Below are 19,980 nucleotides of genomic sequence, written 5' to 3'. Positions count from 1 at the left end.
CCGGGGAAACGTTACCTGCTAACTTTCTGAAATAAGGCGGTTACTATGGCATCGGTAAACCGAGGTTGCACTGTTCACGGTAAGAATGTTGGTCTGCACGGAGATAAAACTTCTACAGGCGCACAATGCATTGCCGCCCGCCCAGGTATGTCTGTTATGGGTAAGTTGAAACTCTACATTGGCGATAAGACCACCCCCTGCCCAAAATGCGGAAAAGAGGGGGTGATTATTACTGGCGATCACCGTCACTCAAATGGAGCTGCTGTTGCGGTGGATGGTGCAGAGATCCTTTGTGGGTGTCCGAGCGGATCAAACTTCCTCATTGCACCAGGTACTGTCGAGGTAAATAAGCCTTCGTGGGCTATAGCGCCTGTAGAGCCAGTGCAACACGCACTGGTAGCGAACAAGCAAAACAGCTTTGCTGATACCTGCAAGCCAGAAGATAACAAGCTATTGAACGGCGTTTACATCTGGACTGAAACCACGGATGCAGGGCACGCCTTTGTATCCGTACATCAGAATAATTCGATTTATCTCTATACCTATGGTCGGTACGGCAGGACAGGCCCAGGGAATTTAACTGGTGATGGGATTTTAAACTTTCTGCAAGGTGAAGATGCGAGGGTTTACTATAGAGTAGAACTGTACCGGATGGGCGCAAGGGCGTTTCGAATAGATGACGCTGACCCGGCAAAAACGAGACAGTTCTTTGAACATCTTTGGAACAAGGGTGAACCAGCGATTCGCACATCGGAAATGAAAGAAACGACCCAACGAAGAGGCCACACAATCGATGAGTATGACGTAACAGGAAATAACTGTACCACTCACTCTGTTGAAGGGATCAAATTTGCTGGTTCAACGGTATTCGAGCACAACTACACATCCCTCACGACGCAGATTCCTATCGAATCCGAGGAAGATTTCACAATCCCCGTCTCATTGCAGCGTTATCTTGAGTCAAAAAGCTCTGACTTCTCATCAATGACAGTCGTTGAAATGACGGACGAGTTTAAAAAGATGTATCCCAACAAGGACAATCTACCGCGCTACCAAGAGTCGCCAAAAGGGAAAGTTCAACACATTGCAGCCGAAGCCGCCGCTACTGGCGATTCATTATCACAGTATTCCAGCGGCACTTTTGGTGGCGTATTAGGTGGATCTTATGGCGTTGACGAGTAGAACTAAAACCATTCTCCGATGGGGAGGGATTTTCATTGTTAGCTTGGGTTACTTCCTCGGACTGTTTGTTGCCTCGCAAGCATTCGCGGTTTTCTCTGAAAATCAGACTCTTGTCTCAGACCCTGTTCCATTAAAGGAGTACTACCAAGCTGTTGATTCACTTGCTCAAGCTACAAACGGTGTTTTTGATGCAGCAATTTATGGTTTCGTGATCGGTGTACCTCTGATCCTACTTATCTTCAAAAAGGTGAGATGACCGCCAAAGGCTGGAAGTCTCCAGCCTTTCCTTCTCTCCTGATTTTAGACAATAGTCGTTCAATGGTAGAACGATCACGACAACTTATGTTAAGTAGGTTGTTGATAGAAAAACGAGTTTTATCGAAGTTTTGCCACAAGGGGAGAGATCTGGAGCGGGCGAAGGGAATCGAACCCTCGTATAGAGCTTGGGAAGCTCTCGTTCTACCATTGAACTACGCCCGCGGTGAGGTGCGAGTGGCATTATAACCCGTTACGGCGACAGAGCAAGGCGAGTTTGCTGATAACCGCTGGAGTTTTAAGCAGTTAATCTTCACGGCTTAAACACCTCCCCATTTTGGCAACCAGAACATCGACACCGCTGAAGCCCGGGTTCGCGAAGGCATCCTCTCCGCGCCGCACCGTCGCCCGTTATTCTTTGCGTTTCCCAGGCTAAATTGACAGGAATTAGGACAACAGCACCTCCCGCTTCGCTTTGCGAGGAATAGCATATCCTGCGTAGTCACCACGTATTGGTTGGGGAAAAGGATGAACGTTAAGGCAATATTTGTAGGCTGGGTTTTGCTGTCAGGTTCCGTCAATAGTGCACTGGCGGACAGTTGCCTGGAAAACATTTTTGGCGGGCAGGATTGCCGCTACGACAATGGTACTACCTCAAGCAGTCGGGCCAATATCTTCGGCGGGCAGGATGTCCAATACAGCGACGGCAGAACGTCAACCAGCCGCGCCAATATCTTTGGCGGTCAGGATGTGAAAAACAGCGATGGCAGCAGTTCAACCAGCCGCGCGAACATTTTTGACGGCCAGGACACGCAATACAGTAATGGCGAGAGCTCAACCAGCCGCGCCAATATTTTTGGCGGCCAGGACACGCACTACAGCAACGGTAAATTATCGACCAGCCAGGAAAATATCTTTAACGGCCAGGATACGCAAAATTATTAATTCGCGGCGTAATAACGCGCTAACAGGCCAGTCAGCGCCTGTTAGCGTGCCTTATTAACATTTCGGTGGGCTACCCTGCGGAGGTAAATAACGCAGCGGATCGATAGCCGTCGCGCGATAACGCAACTGGAAGTGCAGCTTGACCGAATCCGTATCGCTGCTGCCCATGGTGGCAATCTTCTGTCCCGCTTTCACACTCTGCCCGTTATTCACCAGTAACGTGTCGTTATGGGCATAAGCCGTGATGTAATCTTCACTGTGCTTAATCATGATTAAATTGCCGTAACCGCGCAGTTGGTTGCCGACATACACCACTTTCCCGGCCCCGGCGGCATAAATCGGTTGCCCGCGCGAACCGGCAATATCGATCCCTTTATTACCGCCTTCCGAGGTGGAATAGGTCATGACCACTTTGCCGGTTGTCGGCCAGCGCCAGCAACGGTCGCCAACCGGCGGCCAGGAAGATTGCGGCACCGCAGAAGAGGGCACGACTTTCGCCGTTTTGCCGCTGCCTTTACCCGAGGAAGAGGCCGTTTTCGAGGCGCCTTTCACTTTTAACTGCTGCCCCACTTCAATGGTATAGGGCGGTGAAAGGCCGTTCATGCCAGCCAGATCTTTAATACTGGTGCCGGTTATCCGGGAAATACGGTACAGGGTATCGCCCCGCTTCACCGTATAAACGCCGCCGGAATAACTGCCAACAGAGGATTTATTCCCGGCGCAGCCAGCCATCAGCAATATAATTGCCAGGCACATCACCCTGCGCAACGGGTTTATCATCAGGCGTCCTGCACGCAAAACAGTTCCTCGAATAAAATAAAAGGCGACCTATGATAAGCAGCCACCGATGTGATGCCAACCCTTTCACGCCGGATGACGCGGAATCGGGTATCCCTGGGCAATGATTTCCATAATTTCCGGCAGATAGGGCATGGCTGGCATCTTCACCAACGCCGGATAAAAGACCTGCGGCGAAGGGAAAACATCCACCACGTGACATTGCGACAGCTTACTGGCGTCGACTTCTGAAGAAGGCAACAGCGTCGCCGCCGCAAGGCCGGACTCCAGCCACTCAAGAATCACGCCTGGCTGGGTAATATGCATAATCACCTTCGGATTGCCGCCCGCTTTACGAAATAAATCGATCAGCATTTCATAGGTTCCGGCATCTTTCGCCCGGTGTAACAGCACCAGTGGAAACGCCGCCAATGCCTGATAATCAAACGGGCTGACGGGAGCTTGTGGCAAACACTGCTTACTGATCACCGCCACTAACCGAACGGGATCGAACGAGACATAATCAAAACCTTCGCTGCGATAGGGTCGCTGAATCATCGCCAGATCGATAGTGCCTTCATTCAACATGGTTTCTAAATGGCTGGAATCGGTGACCGAGATATTAATTTCCGCGTCGGGATGGCGTTTATAAAGCTCCAGCAACAACGGCTTAAAATAGGATTGAAAAAGATGCGTTAAGCCAAGTCTTAACTGGAATTTCTCTTTATTGGCAATCGCCACCGTTTCGCGTGCAGTATCTTCCACCTGGCGTAATATTTCACAGGCTTTACGATAAAGAAAATAACCGGCTTCGGTAGGTTCAATACGATTTCCCTGACGGGTAAACAACGAAACTTGCAGCTCTTCTTCCAGTTCCTGGATCCGTTTACTGAGCGGAGGCTGCGCCATATTCAGCACTTTCGCCGCCTGGCTTACTGAGCCCTGCTCCACCACGCGACAAAAATAACGCAATCTTTTCAAATCCATACGACATCTCTCCGCCATACCCGAATGCCCAGTATCCCACTTAGCGTGGCAAAGGAAAAGTCCGCGATTTTAATCAATTCACCAACGTTAAATTAACAATTATATAAAGAGTACTTTTTTGATCTGGTCTGAATCAGGAAAACGGTATTTGTTTAATCGGCAACATAAAAATAAGGTGAGCACAGCAAGTAAATTCCTATCAAAAAATGGAACAGACCATGTCAACCAGAAAAAATAATAATGTCAGCGGCGTTTCCGATTTACGCTCTGCTCTTGAATTATTAAAAACACTTCCCGGCGAATATGTCGAAACCGACACCGAAGTTGACCCGCACGCAGAACTCTCCGGTGTTTACCGCTACGTAGGCGCAGGCGGTACCTGCCAGCGTCCGACACGTAAGAACGGCCCGGTGATGGTGTTTAACAAAGTGAAAGGCTTTCAGGACATCAGTGTGGCGATTGGCCTGAATGGTTCACGTAAACGCGTCAGCCATTTCCTTAACTGCGAACCGGAAAAACTCGGCCATCTGCTGAAAGATTCCGTACAGAACCCGATCCCACCGGTTCTCAGCAAAGACCACGCTGTTTGCCAGCAAGTGGTGCACCTTGCCAGCGACGCGAATTTCGATCTGCGCAAGTTGCTGCCAGCACCGACCAACACCGAAGAAGATGCCGGTCCGTACATCACCATGGGTCTGTGCTACGCCTCCGATCCGGAAACCCATGAATCCGATATCACCATTCACCGCCTGTGCGTTCAGAGCCGCGATGAATTGTCGATGTGGCTCACTCCGGGCCGTCATATTGATGCATTCCGCATGAAAGCCGAAGCGGCAGGTAAACCGCTGCCGATCTCCATCAGCATTGGCGTCGATCCGGCAATCGAAATTGCCGCCTGCTTTGAACCGCCAACCACACCGCTGGGCTATGACGAGCTGAGCGTTGCCGGGGCGCTGCGCGGTCACGCAGTCGAAATGGTGCAATGTAAAACCATCAACGAACGCGCGATTGCGCACGCAGAGATCGTTATCGAAGGCGAGCTGCTGCCTAACGTGCGTCTGCGTGAAGATCAGAACACCGATACCGGTAAAGCGATGCCGGAATTCCCGGGTTATACCGGCGAAGCGAAAGAAGCACTGCCGGTCATCAAGGTGAAAGCGGTAACCCATCGCTACAACCCTATCTGGCGCACGACCGTGGGCCCGGGTGAAGAACATGTCAACATGGCGGGTATCCCGACCGAAGCCAGCATTCTGGATATGGTTGGCCGTGCAATGCCGGGCAAACTGCTTAATGTGTTTGCGCACTCAGCAGGCGGCGGCAAGCTGCTGGCGGTGATGCAATTCAAAAAATTCTCCCCTGCAGATGAAGGCCGCCAGCGTCAGGCCGCGCTGCTGGCATTCTCTGCGTTCCCGGAGCTGAAACACGTGATTCTGGTCGACGAAGACGTGGATATTTTCGACAGCGACGATGTGCTGTGGGCCATGCAGACGCGTTATCAGGGTGATGTGGATACCGTGACGATCCCTGGCGTGCGTTGCCATCCGCTTGATCCGTCGCAGATCCCGGCTTACAGCCCAAGCATTCTGCAGCAGGGGATGTCCTGCAAAACCATTTTTGACTGCACAGTGCCGTTCCATCTGAAAAGCCACTTTGAACGTTCGAAGTTCAAAGAGGTGGATGTGAAACGTTTCCTGCCGGATTTCGAGTAAGGGGAAAGGTGTGACCACAACGCAACGCATCATTGTCGGTATTAGCGGCGCTTCCGGTTTTCAGTATGGCGTGAAAGCACTTGAGCTTTTACGCGCGCAGGATCTCGAAGTCCATTTAGTTATCTCGAAAGGGGCGGAAAAAACCTGCGAGCTGGAGACGGATTACCGGCTTGACGACGTGAGGGCGATGGCGGATGTGGTCCACCCTATCGGCAATCTCGGCGCAGCTATCTCCAGCGGATCGTTTAAGACCATGGGCATGCTTATCGCGCCCTGTTCCATGCGTTCGCTGGGTTCCATTGCAAACTGCCTGACGGATAACTTGCTAACCCGCGCCGCCGATGTGGTGCTGAAAGAGCGCCGTCGTTTGGTGCTGTTGGCGCGCGAAACACCGCTGAATCTCGGGCACATTCGCAATATGCAGGCCGTTACGGAAATGGGCGGGATTATTTTCCCGCCGGTTCCGGCGCTGTATCAGCGCCCGCAAACCACAGATGAGATCATTACCCACAGCGTCAGTCGCGCACTGGATCTGTTTGGTATTGATGTAAAAAACCTCCCGCGCTGGGGCGAGGGACACCTTACCCATAACGCGTAATCTTTCAGGAAACATTATGTTAATCGGTCCTTATGTGAACGGCGCCGCAGTGATTGTCGGCGGTCTGCTGGGTTCACTGGTTGGCACCCGCATCCCCGATCGGGTCAAAGTGGCGTTGCCGCTAACGTTTGGTTTGTGCTCGGTTGGGCTCGGCATCAACCTGGTAATTAAAGTGAAATTTATGCCGGCGGTGGTGCTGGCAATGGTGCTGGGGGCAGTGATTGGCGAAGCCTTCTTCTTTGAAAAACAGATTGGCAGAGCGGCAGGCACTACCCGTGGCTTGATCAACCGGATTTTCCCGCCAGTACAGGGGTTAACCCACGATGAATTTACGGAAAAATTCGTCGCGATCCTGGTGCTGTTCTGCGCCAGCGGAACGGGGATTTTCGGCGCCATGCATGAAGGGATGACCGGCGATCCGTCCATTTTGTATATCAAAACGGTGCTGGATCTGTTCACCGCCGCCATTTTCGCCACCATGCTGGGCTTTTCGGTGATGACCATCGGTCTGCCGCTGATTGCCGTACAGGTCGCGCTGGCAACGCTGGCGGTCTACATCGTGCATATGATAACGCCAGATATGATGGGCGATTTCTCCTGTGCTGGCGGCCTGATTATGGTGGCAACCGGGCTGCGCATTTGTAATATCAAACCCTTCCCGGTGGCGAATATGCTTCCCGGTCTGGTACTGGTGATGCCCTTTTCCGCTCTCTGGGCAAAACTGTTTGCCTGATAGTCAGGTATAATAGTGTTCGCACGGTGGCGCTGCGCTTACCGGACCCGTGGGATCGCCCTCCCGCAGTCCGCAGTAAGCGCAGCGCCATCCGGCGTTCTCAGTACTGGAGTCGTTATGGGTCTACAAGAACACGTCATTTTGGTTAATCACCAGGGAGAGGTGACTGGCACTCAGGAGAAATACGCCGCACATACTTCCCACACCCCATTACATCTGGCTTTTTCATGCTGGGTTTTCAATCGGCAGGGCCAGCTTCTGATCACCCGTCGCTCACTGAGCAAAAAAGCCTGGCCCGGTGTCTGGACCAACTCAGTGTGTGGTCATCCGCAACTGGGTGAATCCGATGAACAGGCGATTCTTCGCCGCTGCCATTTCGAAATTGGTGCCAGCGTCGATAGCATTACCGCCATCCATCCCGGTTTTCGTTACCGTGAAACCGATCCATCCGGCATCGTCGAAAACGAAGTATGCCCGGTTTATGCCGCGCGGATTGACGGTGACGTCGTCGCCAACCCCGATGAAGTCATGGCGTATCAATGGGTCGACCTCGATGCCATATTACAGGGGCTGGACGCAACGCCATGGGCCTTCAGTCCGTGGATGGTAAGCGAAGCGTCGCCCGGTGAAGGACGCGATAATCTCCGCCAATTTGCCGCCAGATTGCAGCAATAAAAAAGCCCCGACGCGATCAACGCCGGGGCTTTTTTTATCGCTGAGCGATTATTTTACCGGACGCATTGCCGGGAACAGGATCACGTCACGAATGGTGTGGCTGTTGGTGAACAGCATAACCATGCGGTCGATACCAATCCCCAGACCTGCCGTCGGCGGCAAACCATGTTCCAGCGCCGTCACGTAATCTTCGTCATAGAACATCGCTTCGTCGTCGCCAGCATCTTTCGCTGCAACCTGGTCAGCAAAGCGCTGCGCCTGATCTTCCGCGTCATTCAGCTCGCTAAAGCCGTTACCGATTTCACGACCACCAATGAAGAATTCAAAACGGTCGGTGATTTCCGGGTTCACGTCGTTACGGCGCGCCAGCGGGGAAACTTCCGCCGGGTACTCGGTAATGAAGGTCGGCTGAATCAGGTGCGCTTCGGCCACTTCTTCGAAGATTTCGGTCACGATACGGCCCAGACCCCAGCTCTTCTCAACCTTGATACCGATGCTATCAGCAATGGCTTTCGCGCTGTCGAAGTTATCCAGATCCGCCATATTGGTTTCCGGACGGTACTTTTTGATCGCTTCGCGCATGGTCAGTTTTTCGAACGGCTTGCCAAAATCGAAAACTTCGTCGCCGTACGGCACTTCGGTCTTACCAAGGATGTTCTGCGCCAGGGTGCGGAACAGCGACTCGGTCAGCTCGATCAGATCTTTATAATCCGCATACGCCATATAGAGTTCCATCATGGTGAACTCAGGGTTATGGCGCACGGAGATGCCTTCGTTACGGAAGTTACGGTTGATTTCGAACACGCGCTCAAAACCGCCTACCACCAGACGCTTGAGGTAGAGCTCCGGCGCGATGCGCAGATACATATCCAGATCCAGCGCATTATGATGCGTGATAAACGGACGCGCAGACGCACCGCCAGGGATCACCTGCATCATTGGGGTTTCCACTTCCATAAAGTCGCGGCCAACCATGAACTGACGAATACCGGCCAGGATCTGTGAACGCACCTTGAAGGTGTTACGGGATTCGTCGTTCGCAATCAGATCGAGGTAACGCTGACGGTAACGCGCTTCCTGATCCTGCAAACCGTGGAATTTATCCGGCAGCGGACGCAGCGCTTTGGTCAGCAGACGCAGCTCGGTGCAGTGAATAGAGAGTTCGCCAGTCTTGGTTTTGAACAGCTTGCCGCGTGCGCCGAGGATGTCGCCGAGGTCCCATTTCTTGAACTGTTCGTTATAAACGCCTTCCGCCAGATCGTCGCGCGCAACGTACAGCTGGATGCGGCCGCCAACGTCCTGCAACGTCACGAAAGAGGCTTTACCCATAATGCGACGGGTCATCATACGACCGGCAACCGCCACTTCGATACCGAGCTCTTCCAGCTCTTCGTTCTCTTTGGCATCGAATTCAGCGTGCAGCTTGTCAGAGGTCTGGTCGCGACGGAAATCATTCGGGAACGGCACGCCCTGCTCACGCAGTTGCGCCAGCTTCTCACGGCGATTTTTCAGTTCATTATTAAGTTCAACTGCCGCGTCAGCGCCCTGTGCTTGTTGTTCAGACATGTTGGTTCCTCATAACCCTGCTTTCAAACTTGCTTCAATAAATTGATCCAGGCTGCCGTCCAGCACCGCCTGCGTGTTGCGGGTTTCAACCCCGGTGCGCAGATCTTTGATGCGGGAATCATCCAGGACATAAGAACGAATCTGGCTACCCCAGCCGATGTCGGACTTGGTGTCTTCCATCGCCTGCTTCTCAGCATTTTTCTTCTGCATCTCCAGCTCATAAAGCTTCGCTTTCATCTGCTTCATGGCCTGGTCTTTGTTCTTATGCTGGGAACGGTCGTTCTGGCACTGTGTTACCAGCCCGGTCGGAATATGGGTAATACGTACGGCTGATTCAGTACGGTTAACGTGCTGACCGCCCGCGCCGGATGCGCGATACACGTCGATACGCAGGTCCGCCGGGTTGATTTCGATATCGATATCGTCTTCCACTTCCGGGTAGACAAACGCAGAGCTGAACGAGGTATGACGGCGACCGCCGGAGTCAAACGGACTTTTACGCACCAGACGATGAACGCCGGTTTCCGTACGCAGCCAACCGTAGGCGTAATCGCCCATGATCTTAATGGTGACAGATTTGATACCGGCAACTTCACCTTCGGACTCTTCAATCACTTCCGTTTTGAAGCCGCGCGCTTCGGCCCAGCGCAGATACATGCGCAGCAGCATGCTTGCCCAGTCCTGCGCTTCGGTGCCGCCGGAACCCGCCTGAATATCAAGGTAGCAGTCGGCGCTGTCATACTCGCCGGAGAACATGCGGCGGAACTCCAGTTGCGCCAGTTTCTCTTCCAGCCCATCCAGTTCAGCGACAGCTTCGTTGAAGGTCTCTTCATCGTCAGCTTCAACAGCGAGATCCAGCAAGCCGGTAACATCTTCCAGCCCCTGACTCATCTGATCGAGCGTATCAACAATGGCTTCGAGTGAAGAACGCTCTTTGCCCAGCGCCTGTGCGCGCTCAGGCTCATTCCATACGTCCGGCTGCTCCAGCTCGGCGTTTACTTCTTCCAGACGCTCTTTCTTGGCGTCATAGTCAAAGATACCCCCTAAGAACGTCGGAGCGCTCCGTGAGGTCCTGAATACGATTTTTTACCGGGTTAATTTCAAACATGGTCTGATTTCTTTTAATGGACTTGTCAAAATGCGGTGATAAGGGCGGGAGTTTACCGGATCCACGCCCTTTTTTGTAGCGAATACTGGCGCTAAATTGGCCAGAGGTTTTCGATAATCAACTGTACGCTACGGTTGCCGCGAAACTCGTTAACATCAAGTTTATAAGCAATATTCACCTGCCGCACGCCATTGTCCGGCCAGCAGGTGGTATCCACGTTAAACGCGATACCGTCCAGTAACGGGCCGCCGCCAACGGGTTCCAGCATCACCTTCAGATGGCGTTCCCCCACCAGCCGCTGCTGCAACAGGCGAAACTCACCGTCGAAGAGCGGTTCCGGGAACATCTGCCCCCACGGACCGGCTTCACGCAGCATCTCGGCGATTTCCAGCGTCATCTCTTGCGCCGCCAACGGCCCATCAGAAACAATTTCGCCCTGCAATAACGCCGGATCCAGCCACTCGGTGACCAGTTCGCCAAAGCGCTGCCGAAACTCGTCAAAGCGCCCCTCTTCCAGGGTTAAACCCGCCGCCATCGCATGGCCGCCGAATTTCAGCATCATGCCAGGGAATAACATATCCAGCCGCTCCAGCGCATCGCGCATGTGCAAGCCCTGAATAGAACGCCCCGACCCTTTCAACACGCCGTCGCCCGCGGGGGCAAAGGCGATAACCGGGCGGTGAAAACGCTCTTTGATACGCGACGCAAGAATACCCACAACGCCCTGGTGCCACTCAGGATGGTACATTGCCAGCCCGCCAGGTAGCGTCTCGAGACTGCGTTCAAGTTTCTCGCACAGCGTGAGTGCTTCAGCCTGCATACCCTGTTCAATCTCTTTGCGCGTCTGGTTCAGCGCATCCAAATCATTGGCAAGCTGGCGCGCCTCGCCGAGGTTATCGCACAGCAGCAGCGCCACACCGACAGACATATCGTCCAGCCGACCGGCCGCATTCAGGCGCGGCCCCAGCGCAAAACCGAGATCGCTGGCCGCCAGTTTTTGCGCGTCGCGATTAGCGACTTCCAGCAGCGCCTTGATACCGGGACGGCAGCGCCCGGCGCGGATGCGGCTCAGCCCTTGCCAGGTCAGGATGCGGTTATTGGCGTCCAGCGGCACCACGTCCGCCACCGTACCCAATGCCACCAGGTCAAGCAACTCGGCAAGGTTTGGCATTGCCAGACCGCGCGCGTCAAACCAGCCGTTATCACGCAGAAAACTGCGCAACGCCAGCATCAAATAAAACGCCACGCCCACCCCCGCCAGCGATTTCGACGGGAAATCACAGTCACGCAGGTTAGGGTTAACAATGGCTTCTGCCTCGGGCAAGGTTTCACCCGGCAAGTGGTGATCGGTCACAATCACCGGAATGCCCAGCGCATGCGCCCGCTCAACGCCAGCATGGGACGAAATACCGTTATCGACGGTCAAAATAAGCTGCGCGCCACGTGCATGAGCCTGATCGACAACTTCCGGGCTAAGACCATAACCATCGTCAAAGCGGTTTGGCACCAGGTAGCTAACGTTTTCGCACCCCAGAGAACGCAGCGCCAGCACGCTTAAGGCCGTGCTGGTTGCGCCATCGGCGTCAAAGTCGCCGACGACAATAATCCGCAGCCCTTCGCGCAATGCGTTGTATAAATGCGTTACCGCATCGTCAATGCCATTAAGCTGATGCCACGGCAACATGCCTTTGACGCTACGCTCCAGTTCGCGGTCATGCCGCACGCCGCGGCTGGCGTATAACCGGCGCAGCAGAGGCGGAAGTGACTCCGCCAGTTCCACCGCGTCATCGACTACGCGGCGGCGAAGTTGTATCTGAGCTTTCACGCGAATTACTTACCGCCAGTGGCTTTTTGATGTTGGTCGAGAAACGCTTTCATCTCAGCAGGTGCCTGATACCCCGGCACAACATAGCCATCGTTCAGCACAACCGCCGGCGTACCGTTCACGCCAAACTGCACGCCCAGCGCGTAGTGATTGGCGATATCCATATCGCAGCTGGTCGGTTTAACGCCTTTGCCGCTCATGGCATCATCAAAAGCTTTGTTACGATCTTTGGCGCACCAGACTGCTTTCATATCTTTCTCGGCTTCGCTCCCGATCCCCTGGCGCGGAAACGCGAGGTAGCGCACGGTGATGCCTAAGGCGTTGTAGTCAGCCATTTCGCTGTGCAGCTTCTGGCAATAGCCACAGGTGATGTCGGTAAAGACGGTGATCACATGTTTTTCCTGCGGGGCTTTGTAGACGATCATCTCTTTTGCCAGCGCATTGAGGTGCGGCATCAGCATTTGCGAAGTGACGTTCACCGGCTGCGCGCCGCTGACGTCGTACATCGGCCCCTGGATAATATGTTTGCCGTCTTCGGTGACATACAGCACACCGCTACTGGTCAACACGGCTTTCATTCCGGCAACCGGCGCGGGCAGGATTTCAGAGCTCTGCACACCCAGTTTCGCCAGCGACTGTTTGATCGCCGCATCATCTGCATGAGCAGCACCAGAAAACGCCACCGCCACCAGGGTGAACATGATTAAACCGTTTTTCATAACACATCCTTAGATTGTCAGTATCACGCCCGCGGGTGATGCTGTTGATGAAGCTTACGCAGCCGCTCTGTAGCCACATGCGTATAAATTTGCGTTGTCGACAGATCCTGGTGCCCCAGTAACATTTGCACCACGCGCAAATCCGCACCGTGGTTGAGCAGATGCGTGGCAAACGCATGGCGCAACACGTGCGGCGACAGCTTCTCGCTATCAATGCCCGCCAGTTGAGCATAGTGCTTGATTCGGTGCCAGAACGTCTGTCGTGTCATCTGTTGCGCGCGCTGGCTCGGAAACAGTACATCTATCGATACGCCGTTAAGCAGCCAGGGACGACCATATTCAAGGTAATTTTCCACCCAGTAAACCGCTTCTTCGCCTAACGGCACCAGACGTTCTTTATTGCCTTTCCCGATTACCCGCAACACCCCCTGACGCAGGCTGATGTCGCTCATCGTTAACCCCACCAGTTCAGAAACACGAAGGCCGGTGGCGTAGAGCACTTCAAGCATCGCTTTATCGCGTAACTCCAGCGGTTGGTCAACCACCGGCGACTGCAATAACCGTTCGACCTGCGCTTCGCTTAAATCTTTGGGCAGGCGCTGAGGCAATTTTGGTGAGGCCAGTAACGCGCTGGGGTCGTCGCTGCGAATTTTTTCACGATACAGGTACTGAAAAAAACGCCGCACGGCGCTCAGTAAGCGTGCCGAACTGGTCGCTTTATATCCCCCGTCGACGCGCTCCGCCAATATCGCCTGTAAATCCTCGCGTTGCGCCTGTTCGAGGCTGCTTTCCCGGTGGTGTAGCCACTCGACGACGCTCTTCAGGTCGCGACGATAAGCGCTGAGGGTATTTTCCGCCAGGTTGTTCTCAAGCCAGAGAGCATCCAGAAACTGCTCAATGCGTACCAGATCCTGTTCCATCTGCGCCTCCTTCTCTCAATCGCTGCATTATGCCTGATTGCCGTACGATTCTGGTACACTGCTCGCAAAGAGACATCAAGCATTGAGAAGTTTACGTTATGAATATTGGTCTGTTTTACGGTTCCAGCACCTGCTACACCGAAATGGCGGCGGAAAAAATTCGCGATGTTATCGGGCCGGAACTGGTGACGTTGCACAACCTGAAAGACGACGCCCCTGCGCTGATGGAGCAGTACGATGCGTTGATCCTCGGCATTCCCACCTGGGATTTTGGCGAATTGCAGGAAGACTGGGAAGCCATCTGGGATCAGCTTGACGACCTTCATCTCGACGGAAAAATCATCGCGCTGTACGGGATGGGCGACCAGCTCGGCTATGGCGAATGGTTCCTCGACGCGCTTGGCATGCTGCATGACAAACTGGCGCCCAAAGGCGTGACATTTATCGGCTATTGGCCAACTGAGGGCTACGAGTTTACCAGCAAGAAACCGGTCATCGCCGATGGCCAACTTTTCGTTGGCCTGGCGCTTGATGAAACCAACCAGTACGATCTGAGTGAAACGCGCATTCAGGCCTGGTGCGAGCAGATCCTGCTGGAAATGGCGGAACGGTTCGCCTGAATACGCACCGTCTCGCGCTTAACGCAGCCCCTGCGCCGGTTTTTGAGAGAGCATCCGGCGCAGATCGCGCCACTCCTGTGCATCCATGCTGTCCGCCGCCAGCCACAAATGTTGGCGACGTCCGTCTTCTTCGCGGCGCAACCGCAGCATCATACCGCTGCGTAACATCCATGGCGCGCCGACAATATGCCACTCAACGCCCTGCCAGCGCAGACGGGACTCCATCAGCAGTTTGATTTCGCCATGGCAGGCATTGATGCGCCGTTGGCTGCGCACGCAGTCAAAAACCACCAGCGATAACAATAACAGCCACAACGGCGTATAGCTCAATGGCCATGGCATCAGCAATATCAGCGCCGCCACCAGACCATGGAGCAGTAAAGAGAGCCATTGCGCGCGCCATGAGACGCGTAAATCAGATTGCCACAGGACCACGTTCCCGATTCCGTGTTTGAATTAACTGCACCATTCTCTGCAACCCCGCATCCTGGGGTTTGCCATGATTCATCAGCCAGTTAAATAAGTCCGGGTCATCGCTTTCCAGCAGGCGCACAAACAGTTGCTTGTCGTCATCGCTCAGCGTGTCGTACTCATGTTCAAAAAAAGGCATGATGGAGATATCGAGTTCGCGCATTCCACGGCGGCACGCCCAGTGGATACGGGCTTTGTTATTAATATCCATGTTCTTCTCCCTGCGTAGGCATGATGGGGCCTATTGTAACGTGTTTTTATGCTTTCTTTTGCGGATTATTTATCCTTACGAGGACGCTTACGGAATAAATCGCATGGTCTGCAAAAATTTCATTCCGCTGCGCAGTCGCTCGCAAGGCTTTCACAATGGCACAAAACGCGTGCTTTATCGCTTGCATTGAACAATGGCTCTTTTACCATTAAGCACCAACACAGCGTTAAGCTAATCAGGACATTATTATGGCTTTTACTCCATTTCCTCCGCGCCAGCCGACCGCATCCGCACGTCTGCCGCTGACGCTTATGACGCTCGATGACTGGGCACTGGCGACCATCACCGGCGCAGACAGCGAAAAATACCTGCAAGGCCAGGTGACCGCCGATGTTGCGAAAATGCCCCCTGAACAGCATCTGCTGGCGGCGCACTGCGATTCTAAAGGTAAAATGTGGAGCAATATGCGGTTGTTCCACTACCAGGATGGATTTGCCTGGATTTTACGCCGCAGCGTGCGTGAATCGCAGTTGGCTGAGCTGAAAAAATACGCCGTCTTCTCAAAAGTCACGATAGCCCCCGCTGACGAACACGTGCTGCTGGGTGTGGCTGGTTTCCAGGCGCGCGCAGCGCTGACTGACCTGTTCGCGGCGCTGCCGGATGCGGAAAAACAGGTTGTTCAGGATGGTGCGACCACCCTCCTGTGGTTTGCCCACCCTGCCGAGCGCTTTCTGCTGGTGACCGATGTTGCAACCGCCGAACGCGTCACAGAGAAACTGCGCGGCGAAGCGCAACTGAATAACAGCCAACAATGGCTGTCGCTGAATATCGAAGCTGGTTTGCCGGTTATCGATACGCCAAACAGCGCGCAGTTTATTCCGCAGGCAACCAACCTGCAGGCGCTCGGCGGCATCAGCTTTAAAAAAGGCTGCTATACCGGGCAGGAAATGGTGGCTCGTGCGAAATTCCGCGGCGCAAACAAACGCGCGCTGTGGTATCTGGCGGGCAAAGCCAGCCGCGCTCCGGAAGCCGGTGAAGACCTCGAAATGCAAATGGGGGAAAACTGGCGTCGCACCGGTACCGTGCTGGCTTCAGTGCAGCTTGATGATGGCCGCCTGCTAGTGCAGGTCGTGATGAACAATGATATGGAGCCTGGCAGCGTATTCCGCGTTCGCGACGATGCGAATACTTTAAGTATCGAACCGCTGCCCTACTCATTATCAGAAGAGTAATTTGATGAAGCCGGGGCTGGCACAATTGCCCCCCGGCAATGTCGACTAAACCTGCCCGACGTACAGATAGATCGCCAGGAAATGGCAGACACTGCCACCAAGCACAAAACCGTGCCAGATCGCGTGGTTATAAGGAATGCGCTTGCAGACGTAAAATATCACGCCAAGCGAGTACACCAGTCCCCCCACCGCCAGCAGTGTTACGCCGCCAACCGACAAGCGGGTGGCAAGCTGATAAATCACAATCAGTGACAGCCAGCCCATTGTCAGATACGTCACCAGCGACAACACCTTAAACCGGTGCGCAATAGTGAGCTTAAACAGGATCCCCAATAACGCGAGGCTCCAGATGACAATCATCAGCCCGCGCGCCAGCGGCGAATCCAGACCGACCAGCAGAAACGGCGTATAGGTACCGGCAATCAACAAATAGATCGCGCAGTGGTCAAATTTCTTCAACCATATCTTTGCCCGTTGGTGCGGAATAGCATGGTAAAGCGTCGAAGCGAGAAACAGCAAAATCATGCTGCCGCCATACAGACTGTAGCTGGTGATGGCCATCGTACTGGCGTTACTGTCCACTGCCTGCACCAGCAGCAGCACCAGGCCAACAATACCAAACACCAGCCCGATACCGTGGCTGATGCTGTTGGCAATTTCCTCTGCCAGTGTGTATCCCTGTGCGATTAATGGTTTCTGCACCATAGCTGACTCCGGGAAGAACTCTCAAAACGTTGCGATCATAGAGTAACTGAGAATGATTCCAGTGCACACCTGTACGCTAAAATAAATATCGTATCGGAATATTTGCCACCCGCAGGGTGACACGTAGCGCAAAAGTCGGGGCAACACCGACAGAGTTATGGCAGCATGTGCTCACGCCCAGGCCAACCGCGCATAAAATGGGTGGCGTTAACAAAAAGCAAAGGATACCGCCGTGACGATGTTTACTCACTCGGCCATCGCCAGCCTCAATAATCTGGAGATGATGGTCTATAACTTTGTCGTCAAGAATCGTGACAAAGTGATGTACATGACGATTCGTGAACTGGCCGACGCGGCGGACGTCTCCACAACGACGGTGTTGCGCTTTTGCCGCAAACTCAACTGTGAAGGTTATTCTGAGTTCCGGGTGCGTTTTAAATTATATCTGGAACAAAATGAACCCCAACAACCTAATTTCGGCGCCAGCGAAATTATCAGCTTTTTTAAAGGGGTGAATAACGATGAGTTTGATAAATTACTCGATAACGCTGTTGACGTTATATTATCGTCCGAGCGTATTATATTTGTCGGCGCAGGGACATCAGGCGCGTTAGCAAAATATGGCGCGCGTTTCTTTTCTAATGTCGGGAAATTCAGTAACCATATCGATGATCCTTATTTCCCGGTGACCAATGATATGGCGAAAAACGCGCTGGCGATTGTGCTCTCCGTCTCCGGCGAGACAGAAGAGATCCTGCGTTTTGCCAGCCAGTTCAGCCTGCATCACTGCAAAGTGCTCTCTGTCACCAGTCATGAGCATTCACGGCTGGCGAAACTGGCGGACTTTAATATCTCCTGGCATGTTCCGCAGACCCGCATTACTGGCGGCTACGATATTACGACGCAAATCCCGGTAATTTATATTCTGGAAACCCTGGGAAGAAAACTGGCGAAGAAAATAGCATAAAAAAACAGGCTGTTTTTTTGATGTAACAAATTACCGGAGCAGGTGATTTGTTATATCGTGACATTTAATTCCCCTTTGTTAGACTCGTTACCAGTGAATATGATGAGAAGAGCAAAGATGAAAAAATTAACCTTACCGAAAGACTTTTTATGGGGCGGCGCCGTTGCCGCACACCAGGTTGAAGGCGGCTGGAATAAGGGCGGCAAGGGCCCCAGCATCTGCGACGTGCTGACCGGCGGCGCGCACGGCGTACCACGCGAAATCACGCAGCAAGTCGAGCCGGGGAAATACTACCCCAACCATGAAGCCATCGATTTTCACGGCCATTATAAAGAAGACATCAAGTTGTTTGCCGAAATGGGCTTCAAGTGTTTCCGCACCTCCATCGCCTGGACGCGTATTTTCCCGAAGGGCGACGAACAGCAGCCGAATGAGGAAGGGTTAGCGTTCTACGACGACATGTTCGATGAACTGCTGAAATATAACATTGAGCCGGTAATTACCCTCTCGCACTTCGAAATGCCGCTGCATCTGGTTCAGGAATACGGTGGCTGGACGAACCGTAAAGTGGTTGATTTCTTTGTACGCTTTGCGGAAGTGGTCTTTGAGCGCTACAAAAATAAGGTCAAATACTGGATGACCTTCAACGAAATCAACAACCAGCGCAACTGGCGCGCGCCACTGTTCGGCTACTGCTGCTCTGGCGTGGTCTACACCGATCATGAAAACCCCGAAGAGACCATGTATCAGGTGCTGCATCACCAGTTCGTGGCCAGCGCCATGGCGGTTAAAATTGGTCATCGCATCAATCCATCCATGAAAATAGGCTGCATGCTGGCAATGGTGCCGCTGTATCCGTTCTCCTGTAAGCCAGAAGATGTGATGTATGCGCAGGAATCAATGCGTGAACGTTATGTCTTTACCGACGTTCAATTGCGCGGTTACTACCCGTCGTATGTGCTGAATGAGTGGGAGCGCCGCGGTTTCACGATCAAAATGGAAGCGGGTGATGAAACCATCCTGCGTGAAGGCTGCTGCGATTACCTCGGTTTCAGCTATTACATGACCAATGCCGTAAAAGCGGAAGGCGGTTCCGGTGATGCACTGTCCGGTTTCCAGGGCAGCGTACCCAATCCGCATGTGAAAGCATCTGACTGGGGCTGGCAGATTGATCCGGTAGGCCTGCGTTATGCGCTGTGTGAACTGTACGAGCGTTACCAGAAGCCGCTGTTTATCGTGGAAAACGGTTTTGGTGCGTACGATAAAGTCGAAGACGACGGCAGTATTAACGACGATTATCGTATCGACTATCTGCGCGCGCACGTTAAAGAGATGGTGGAAGCGGTGACCTATGACGGTGTCGACCTGATGGGTTATACCCCATGGGGATGCATCGACTGCGTGTCGTTCACAACGGGCCAGTACAGCAAACGTTACGGCTTTATTTACGTGAACAAGCATGATGATGGCACGGGCGATATGTCGCGCTCGCGGAAGAAGAGTTTTAACTGGTACAAAGCGGTGATTGCGAGCAACGGCGAAACAATCTGAGTCAGTTTTCCCCTCACCCTGACCCTCTCCCCTCAGGGGAGAGGGGATGCATCGGTAGCATATGATATTCCCTTACCGGGCCTCATGTCCTGGCGGGGAGAGGGAAATCGTCCGCGGAAGATGACTGTCTTTTCCCCTCACCCTGCCCCTCTCCCCATGTACGGTCCGGAGACATGGTAGACAGGTGTTCGGAGACATGGTGAACACTTTTTAACATCCTT

21 protein-coding genes and 1 tRNA gene are annotated in these 19,980 nt (G+C 53.4%); 11 read left to right on the top strand and 11 right to left on the bottom strand.

Features of this window, described 5'->3' with window-relative positions:
* Positions 1-45: 45 nt before the first annotated feature.
* Complete coding sequence (locus tag ACQ3G7_RS15340) at positions 46-1,182, top strand: PAAR domain-containing protein (protein WP_430890465.1); 1,137 nt, start codon at positions 46-48, stop codon at positions 1,180-1,182.
* A complete protein-coding gene (locus tag ACQ3G7_RS15335; RefSeq protein WP_263099413.1) occupies positions 1,166-1,438 on the top strand; it encodes a hypothetical protein in 273 nt (90 codons plus the stop codon). Before ACQ3G7_RS15340 ends, ACQ3G7_RS15335 begins: the two co-directional genes overlap by 17 nt.
* Positions 1,439-1,588: 150 nt before the next feature.
* Here the strand turns inward: ACQ3G7_RS15335 and ACQ3G7_RS15330 are convergent.
* A tRNA-Gly gene (locus ACQ3G7_RS15330) sits at positions 1,589-1,662 on the bottom strand.
* A 303-nt stretch (positions 1,663-1,965) separates the two neighbouring features.
* On the opposite strand from ACQ3G7_RS15330, the gene ACQ3G7_RS15325 reads away from it, so the two are divergent.
* Positions 1,966-2,382: a hypothetical protein gene (locus ACQ3G7_RS15325; RefSeq protein WP_430890464.1), complete on the top strand. Its 417-nt coding sequence runs from the start codon at positions 1,966-1,968 to the stop codon at positions 2,380-2,382.
* A gap of 54 nt (positions 2,383-2,436) precedes the next feature.
* On the opposite strand, the gene actS is transcribed toward ACQ3G7_RS15325, so the two are convergent.
* Together actS and ACQ3G7_RS15315 are read right to left on the bottom strand one after the other, a co-directional pair.
* Entirely contained in the window at positions 2,437-3,180 is a 744-nt protein-coding gene (actS, locus tag ACQ3G7_RS15320; protein WP_430890463.1) for an amidase activator ActS, read from the bottom strand.
* Positions 3,181-3,246: 66 nt separating this feature from the next.
* Positions 3,247-4,146 (bottom strand): LysR family transcriptional regulator, encoded by a 900-nt coding sequence (locus ACQ3G7_RS15315; RefSeq protein WP_430890462.1) that lies wholly within the window; start codon positions 4,144-4,146, stop codon positions 3,247-3,249.
* Between the two features lie 218 nt (positions 4,147-4,364).
* On the opposite strand from ACQ3G7_RS15315, the gene ACQ3G7_RS15310 reads away from it, so the two are divergent.
* The 4 genes from ACQ3G7_RS15310 to idi all read left to right on the top strand — a co-directional run bounded on the left by ACQ3G7_RS15310 (position 4,365) and on the right by idi (position 7,864).
* Positions 4,365-5,858 carry a UbiD family decarboxylase gene (locus ACQ3G7_RS15310; RefSeq protein ID WP_430890461.1) on the top strand — a complete coding sequence of 498 codons (1,494 nt, stop codon included), beginning with the start codon at positions 4,365-4,367 and terminating at the stop codon, positions 5,856-5,858.
* Positions 5,859-5,868: 10 nt separating this feature from the next.
* A complete protein-coding gene (locus tag ACQ3G7_RS15305) occupies positions 5,869-6,456 on the top strand; it encodes a UbiX family flavin prenyltransferase (protein WP_430890460.1) in 588 nt (195 codons plus the stop codon).
* A gap of 16 nt (positions 6,457-6,472) precedes the next feature.
* Entirely contained in the window at positions 6,473-7,189 is a 717-nt protein-coding gene (locus ACQ3G7_RS15300) for a DUF554 domain-containing protein (RefSeq protein ID WP_263099407.1), read from the top strand.
* 117 nt (positions 7,190-7,306) lie between these two features.
* The gene (gene idi / locus ACQ3G7_RS15295; protein WP_430890459.1) at positions 7,307-7,864 is read left to right on the top strand and encodes an isopentenyl-diphosphate Delta-isomerase; all 558 of its coding nucleotides are present in this window, start codon (positions 7,307-7,309) and stop codon (positions 7,862-7,864) included.
* A gap of 48 nt (positions 7,865-7,912) precedes the next feature.
* Here idi and lysS read toward each other — a convergent pair whose 3' ends face one another.
* The 5 genes from lysS to xerD all read right to left on the bottom strand — a co-directional run bounded on the left by lysS (position 7,913) and on the right by xerD (position 14,002).
* Positions 7,913-9,430, bottom strand: coding sequence for a lysine--tRNA ligase (gene lysS, locus ACQ3G7_RS15290; protein WP_263099405.1), 1,518 nt, complete (start codon positions 9,428-9,430; stop codon positions 7,913-7,915).
* Positions 9,431-9,439: 9 nt separating this feature from the next.
* Positions 9,440-10,538, bottom strand: a protein-coding gene (prfB, locus tag ACQ3G7_RS15285; RefSeq protein ID WP_263099404.1) for a peptide chain release factor 2 whose coding sequence is annotated in 2 segments (ribosomal slippage) — positions 9,440-10,462 and positions 10,464-10,538 — 1,098 coding nt in all. Because the reading frame shifts where the segments join, the coding sequence is not laid out codon by codon here.
* Positions 10,539-10,629: 91 nt separating this feature from the next.
* Positions 10,630-12,363, bottom strand: coding sequence for a single-stranded-DNA-specific exonuclease RecJ (recJ, locus tag ACQ3G7_RS15280; protein ID WP_430890458.1), 1,734 nt, complete (start codon positions 12,361-12,363; stop codon positions 10,630-10,632).
* Positions 12,364-12,368: 5 nt separating this feature from the next.
* Positions 12,369-13,082 (bottom strand): bifunctional protein-disulfide isomerase/oxidoreductase DsbC, encoded by a 714-nt coding sequence (gene dsbC, locus ACQ3G7_RS15275; RefSeq protein WP_430890457.1) that lies wholly within the window; start codon positions 13,080-13,082, stop codon positions 12,369-12,371.
* A 23-nt stretch (positions 13,083-13,105) separates the two neighbouring features.
* Entirely contained in the window at positions 13,106-14,002 is an 897-nt protein-coding gene (gene xerD / locus ACQ3G7_RS15270; protein WP_430890456.1) for a site-specific tyrosine recombinase XerD, read from the bottom strand.
* 98 nt (positions 14,003-14,100) lie between these two features.
* Between xerD and fldB the strand changes: the two genes are divergently transcribed.
* A complete protein-coding gene (fldB, locus tag ACQ3G7_RS15265; protein WP_430890455.1) occupies positions 14,101-14,622 on the top strand; it encodes a flavodoxin FldB in 522 nt (173 codons plus the stop codon).
* Between the two features lie 18 nt (positions 14,623-14,640).
* Here the strand turns inward: fldB and ACQ3G7_RS15260 are convergent, their stop codons facing one another.
* Together ACQ3G7_RS15260 and sdhE are read right to left on the bottom strand one after the other, a co-directional pair.
* On the bottom strand, positions 14,641-15,057 hold the full coding sequence (locus ACQ3G7_RS15260; RefSeq protein ID WP_263099400.1) for a protein YgfX: 417 nt from the start codon (positions 15,055-15,057) through the stop codon (positions 14,641-14,643).
* On the bottom strand, positions 15,038-15,304 hold the full coding sequence (gene sdhE, locus ACQ3G7_RS15255) for an FAD assembly factor SdhE (RefSeq protein WP_430890454.1): 267 nt from the start codon (positions 15,302-15,304) through the stop codon (positions 15,038-15,040). Before sdhE ends, ACQ3G7_RS15260 begins: the two co-directional genes overlap by 20 nt.
* 248 nt (positions 15,305-15,552) lie before the next feature.
* On the opposite strand from sdhE, the gene ygfZ reads away from it, so the two are divergent.
* On the top strand, positions 15,553-16,536 hold the full coding sequence (ygfZ, locus tag ACQ3G7_RS15250; protein WP_430890453.1) for a tRNA-modifying protein YgfZ: 984 nt from the start codon (positions 15,553-15,555) through the stop codon (positions 16,534-16,536).
* Between the two features lie 45 nt (positions 16,537-16,581).
* Here the strand turns inward: ygfZ and trhA are convergent, their stop codons facing one another.
* Positions 16,582-17,241 carry a PAQR family membrane homeostasis protein TrhA gene (trhA, locus tag ACQ3G7_RS15245; protein WP_263099398.1) on the bottom strand — a complete coding sequence of 220 codons (660 nt, stop codon included), beginning with the start codon at positions 17,239-17,241 and terminating at the stop codon, positions 16,582-16,584.
* Between the two features lie 238 nt (positions 17,242-17,479).
* Here trhA and ACQ3G7_RS15240 point away from each other — a divergent pair, with 238 nt between their 5' ends.
* Together ACQ3G7_RS15240 and ACQ3G7_RS15235 are read left to right on the top strand one after the other, a co-directional pair.
* Entirely contained in the window at positions 17,480-18,208 is a 729-nt protein-coding gene (locus tag ACQ3G7_RS15240; protein WP_430890673.1) for a MurR/RpiR family transcriptional regulator, read from the top strand.
* Positions 18,209-18,325: 117 nt separating this feature from the next.
* Positions 18,326-19,759 carry a 6-phospho-beta-glucosidase gene (locus ACQ3G7_RS15235; RefSeq protein WP_430890452.1) on the top strand — a complete coding sequence of 478 codons (1,434 nt, stop codon included), beginning with the start codon at positions 18,326-18,328 and terminating at the stop codon, positions 19,757-19,759.
* Positions 19,760-19,980 lie beyond the last annotated feature (221 nt).

Origin of the sequence: Kosakonia sp. N21, from assembly GCF_050587465.1 — a bacterium.
In the GTDB taxonomy this organism is placed as follows: domain Bacteria; phylum Pseudomonadota; class Gammaproteobacteria; order Enterobacterales; family Enterobacteriaceae.
This window is presented reverse-complemented; position numbering and strand designations above follow the sequence as displayed.

Coding starts and splice junctions, on each gene's coding strand:
- ACQ3G7_RS15310 (WP_430890461.1), top strand. CDS start 4,365: ATGTCAACCAGAAAAAATAATAATGTCAGCGGCGTTTCCGATTTACGC.
- dsbC (WP_430890457.1), bottom strand. CDS start 13,082: ATGAAAAACGGTTTAATCATGTTCACCCTGGTGGCGGTGGCGTTTTCT.
- trhA (WP_263099398.1), bottom strand. CDS start 17,241: ATGGTGCAGAAACCATTAATCGCACAGGGATACACACTGGCAGAGGAA.
- idi (WP_430890459.1), top strand. CDS start 7,307: ATGGGTCTACAAGAACACGTCATTTTGGTTAATCACCAGGGAGAGGTG.
- ACQ3G7_RS15325 (WP_430890464.1), top strand. CDS start 1,966: ATGAACGTTAAGGCAATATTTGTAGGCTGGGTTTTGCTGTCAGGTTCC.
- ygfZ (WP_430890453.1), top strand. CDS start 15,553: ATGGCTTTTACTCCATTTCCTCCGCGCCAGCCGACCGCATCCGCACGT.
- lysS (WP_263099405.1), bottom strand. CDS start 9,430: ATGTCTGAACAACAAGCACAGGGCGCTGACGCGGCAGTTGAACTTAAT.
- ACQ3G7_RS15240 (WP_430890673.1), top strand. CDS start 17,480: ATGTTTACTCACTCGGCCATCGCCAGCCTCAATAATCTGGAGATGATG.
- fldB (WP_430890455.1), top strand. CDS start 14,101: ATGAATATTGGTCTGTTTTACGGTTCCAGCACCTGCTACACCGAAATG.
- ACQ3G7_RS15340 (WP_430890465.1), top strand. CDS start 46: ATGGCATCGGTAAACCGAGGTTGCACTGTTCACGGTAAGAATGTTGGT.
- xerD (WP_430890456.1), bottom strand. CDS start 14,002: ATGGAACAGGATCTGGTACGCATTGAGCAGTTTCTGGATGCTCTCTGG.
- ACQ3G7_RS15315 (WP_430890462.1), bottom strand. CDS start 4,146: ATGGATTTGAAAAGATTGCGTTATTTTTGTCGCGTGGTGGAGCAGGGC.
- ACQ3G7_RS15235 (WP_430890452.1), top strand. CDS start 18,326: ATGAAAAAATTAACCTTACCGAAAGACTTTTTATGGGGCGGCGCCGTT.
- ACQ3G7_RS15300 (WP_263099407.1), top strand. CDS start 6,473: ATGTTAATCGGTCCTTATGTGAACGGCGCCGCAGTGATTGTCGGCGGT.
- sdhE (WP_430890454.1), bottom strand. CDS start 15,304: ATGGATATTAATAACAAAGCCCGTATCCACTGGGCGTGCCGCCGTGGA.
- ACQ3G7_RS15335 (WP_263099413.1), top strand. CDS start 1,166: ATGGCGTTGACGAGTAGAACTAAAACCATTCTCCGATGGGGAGGGATT.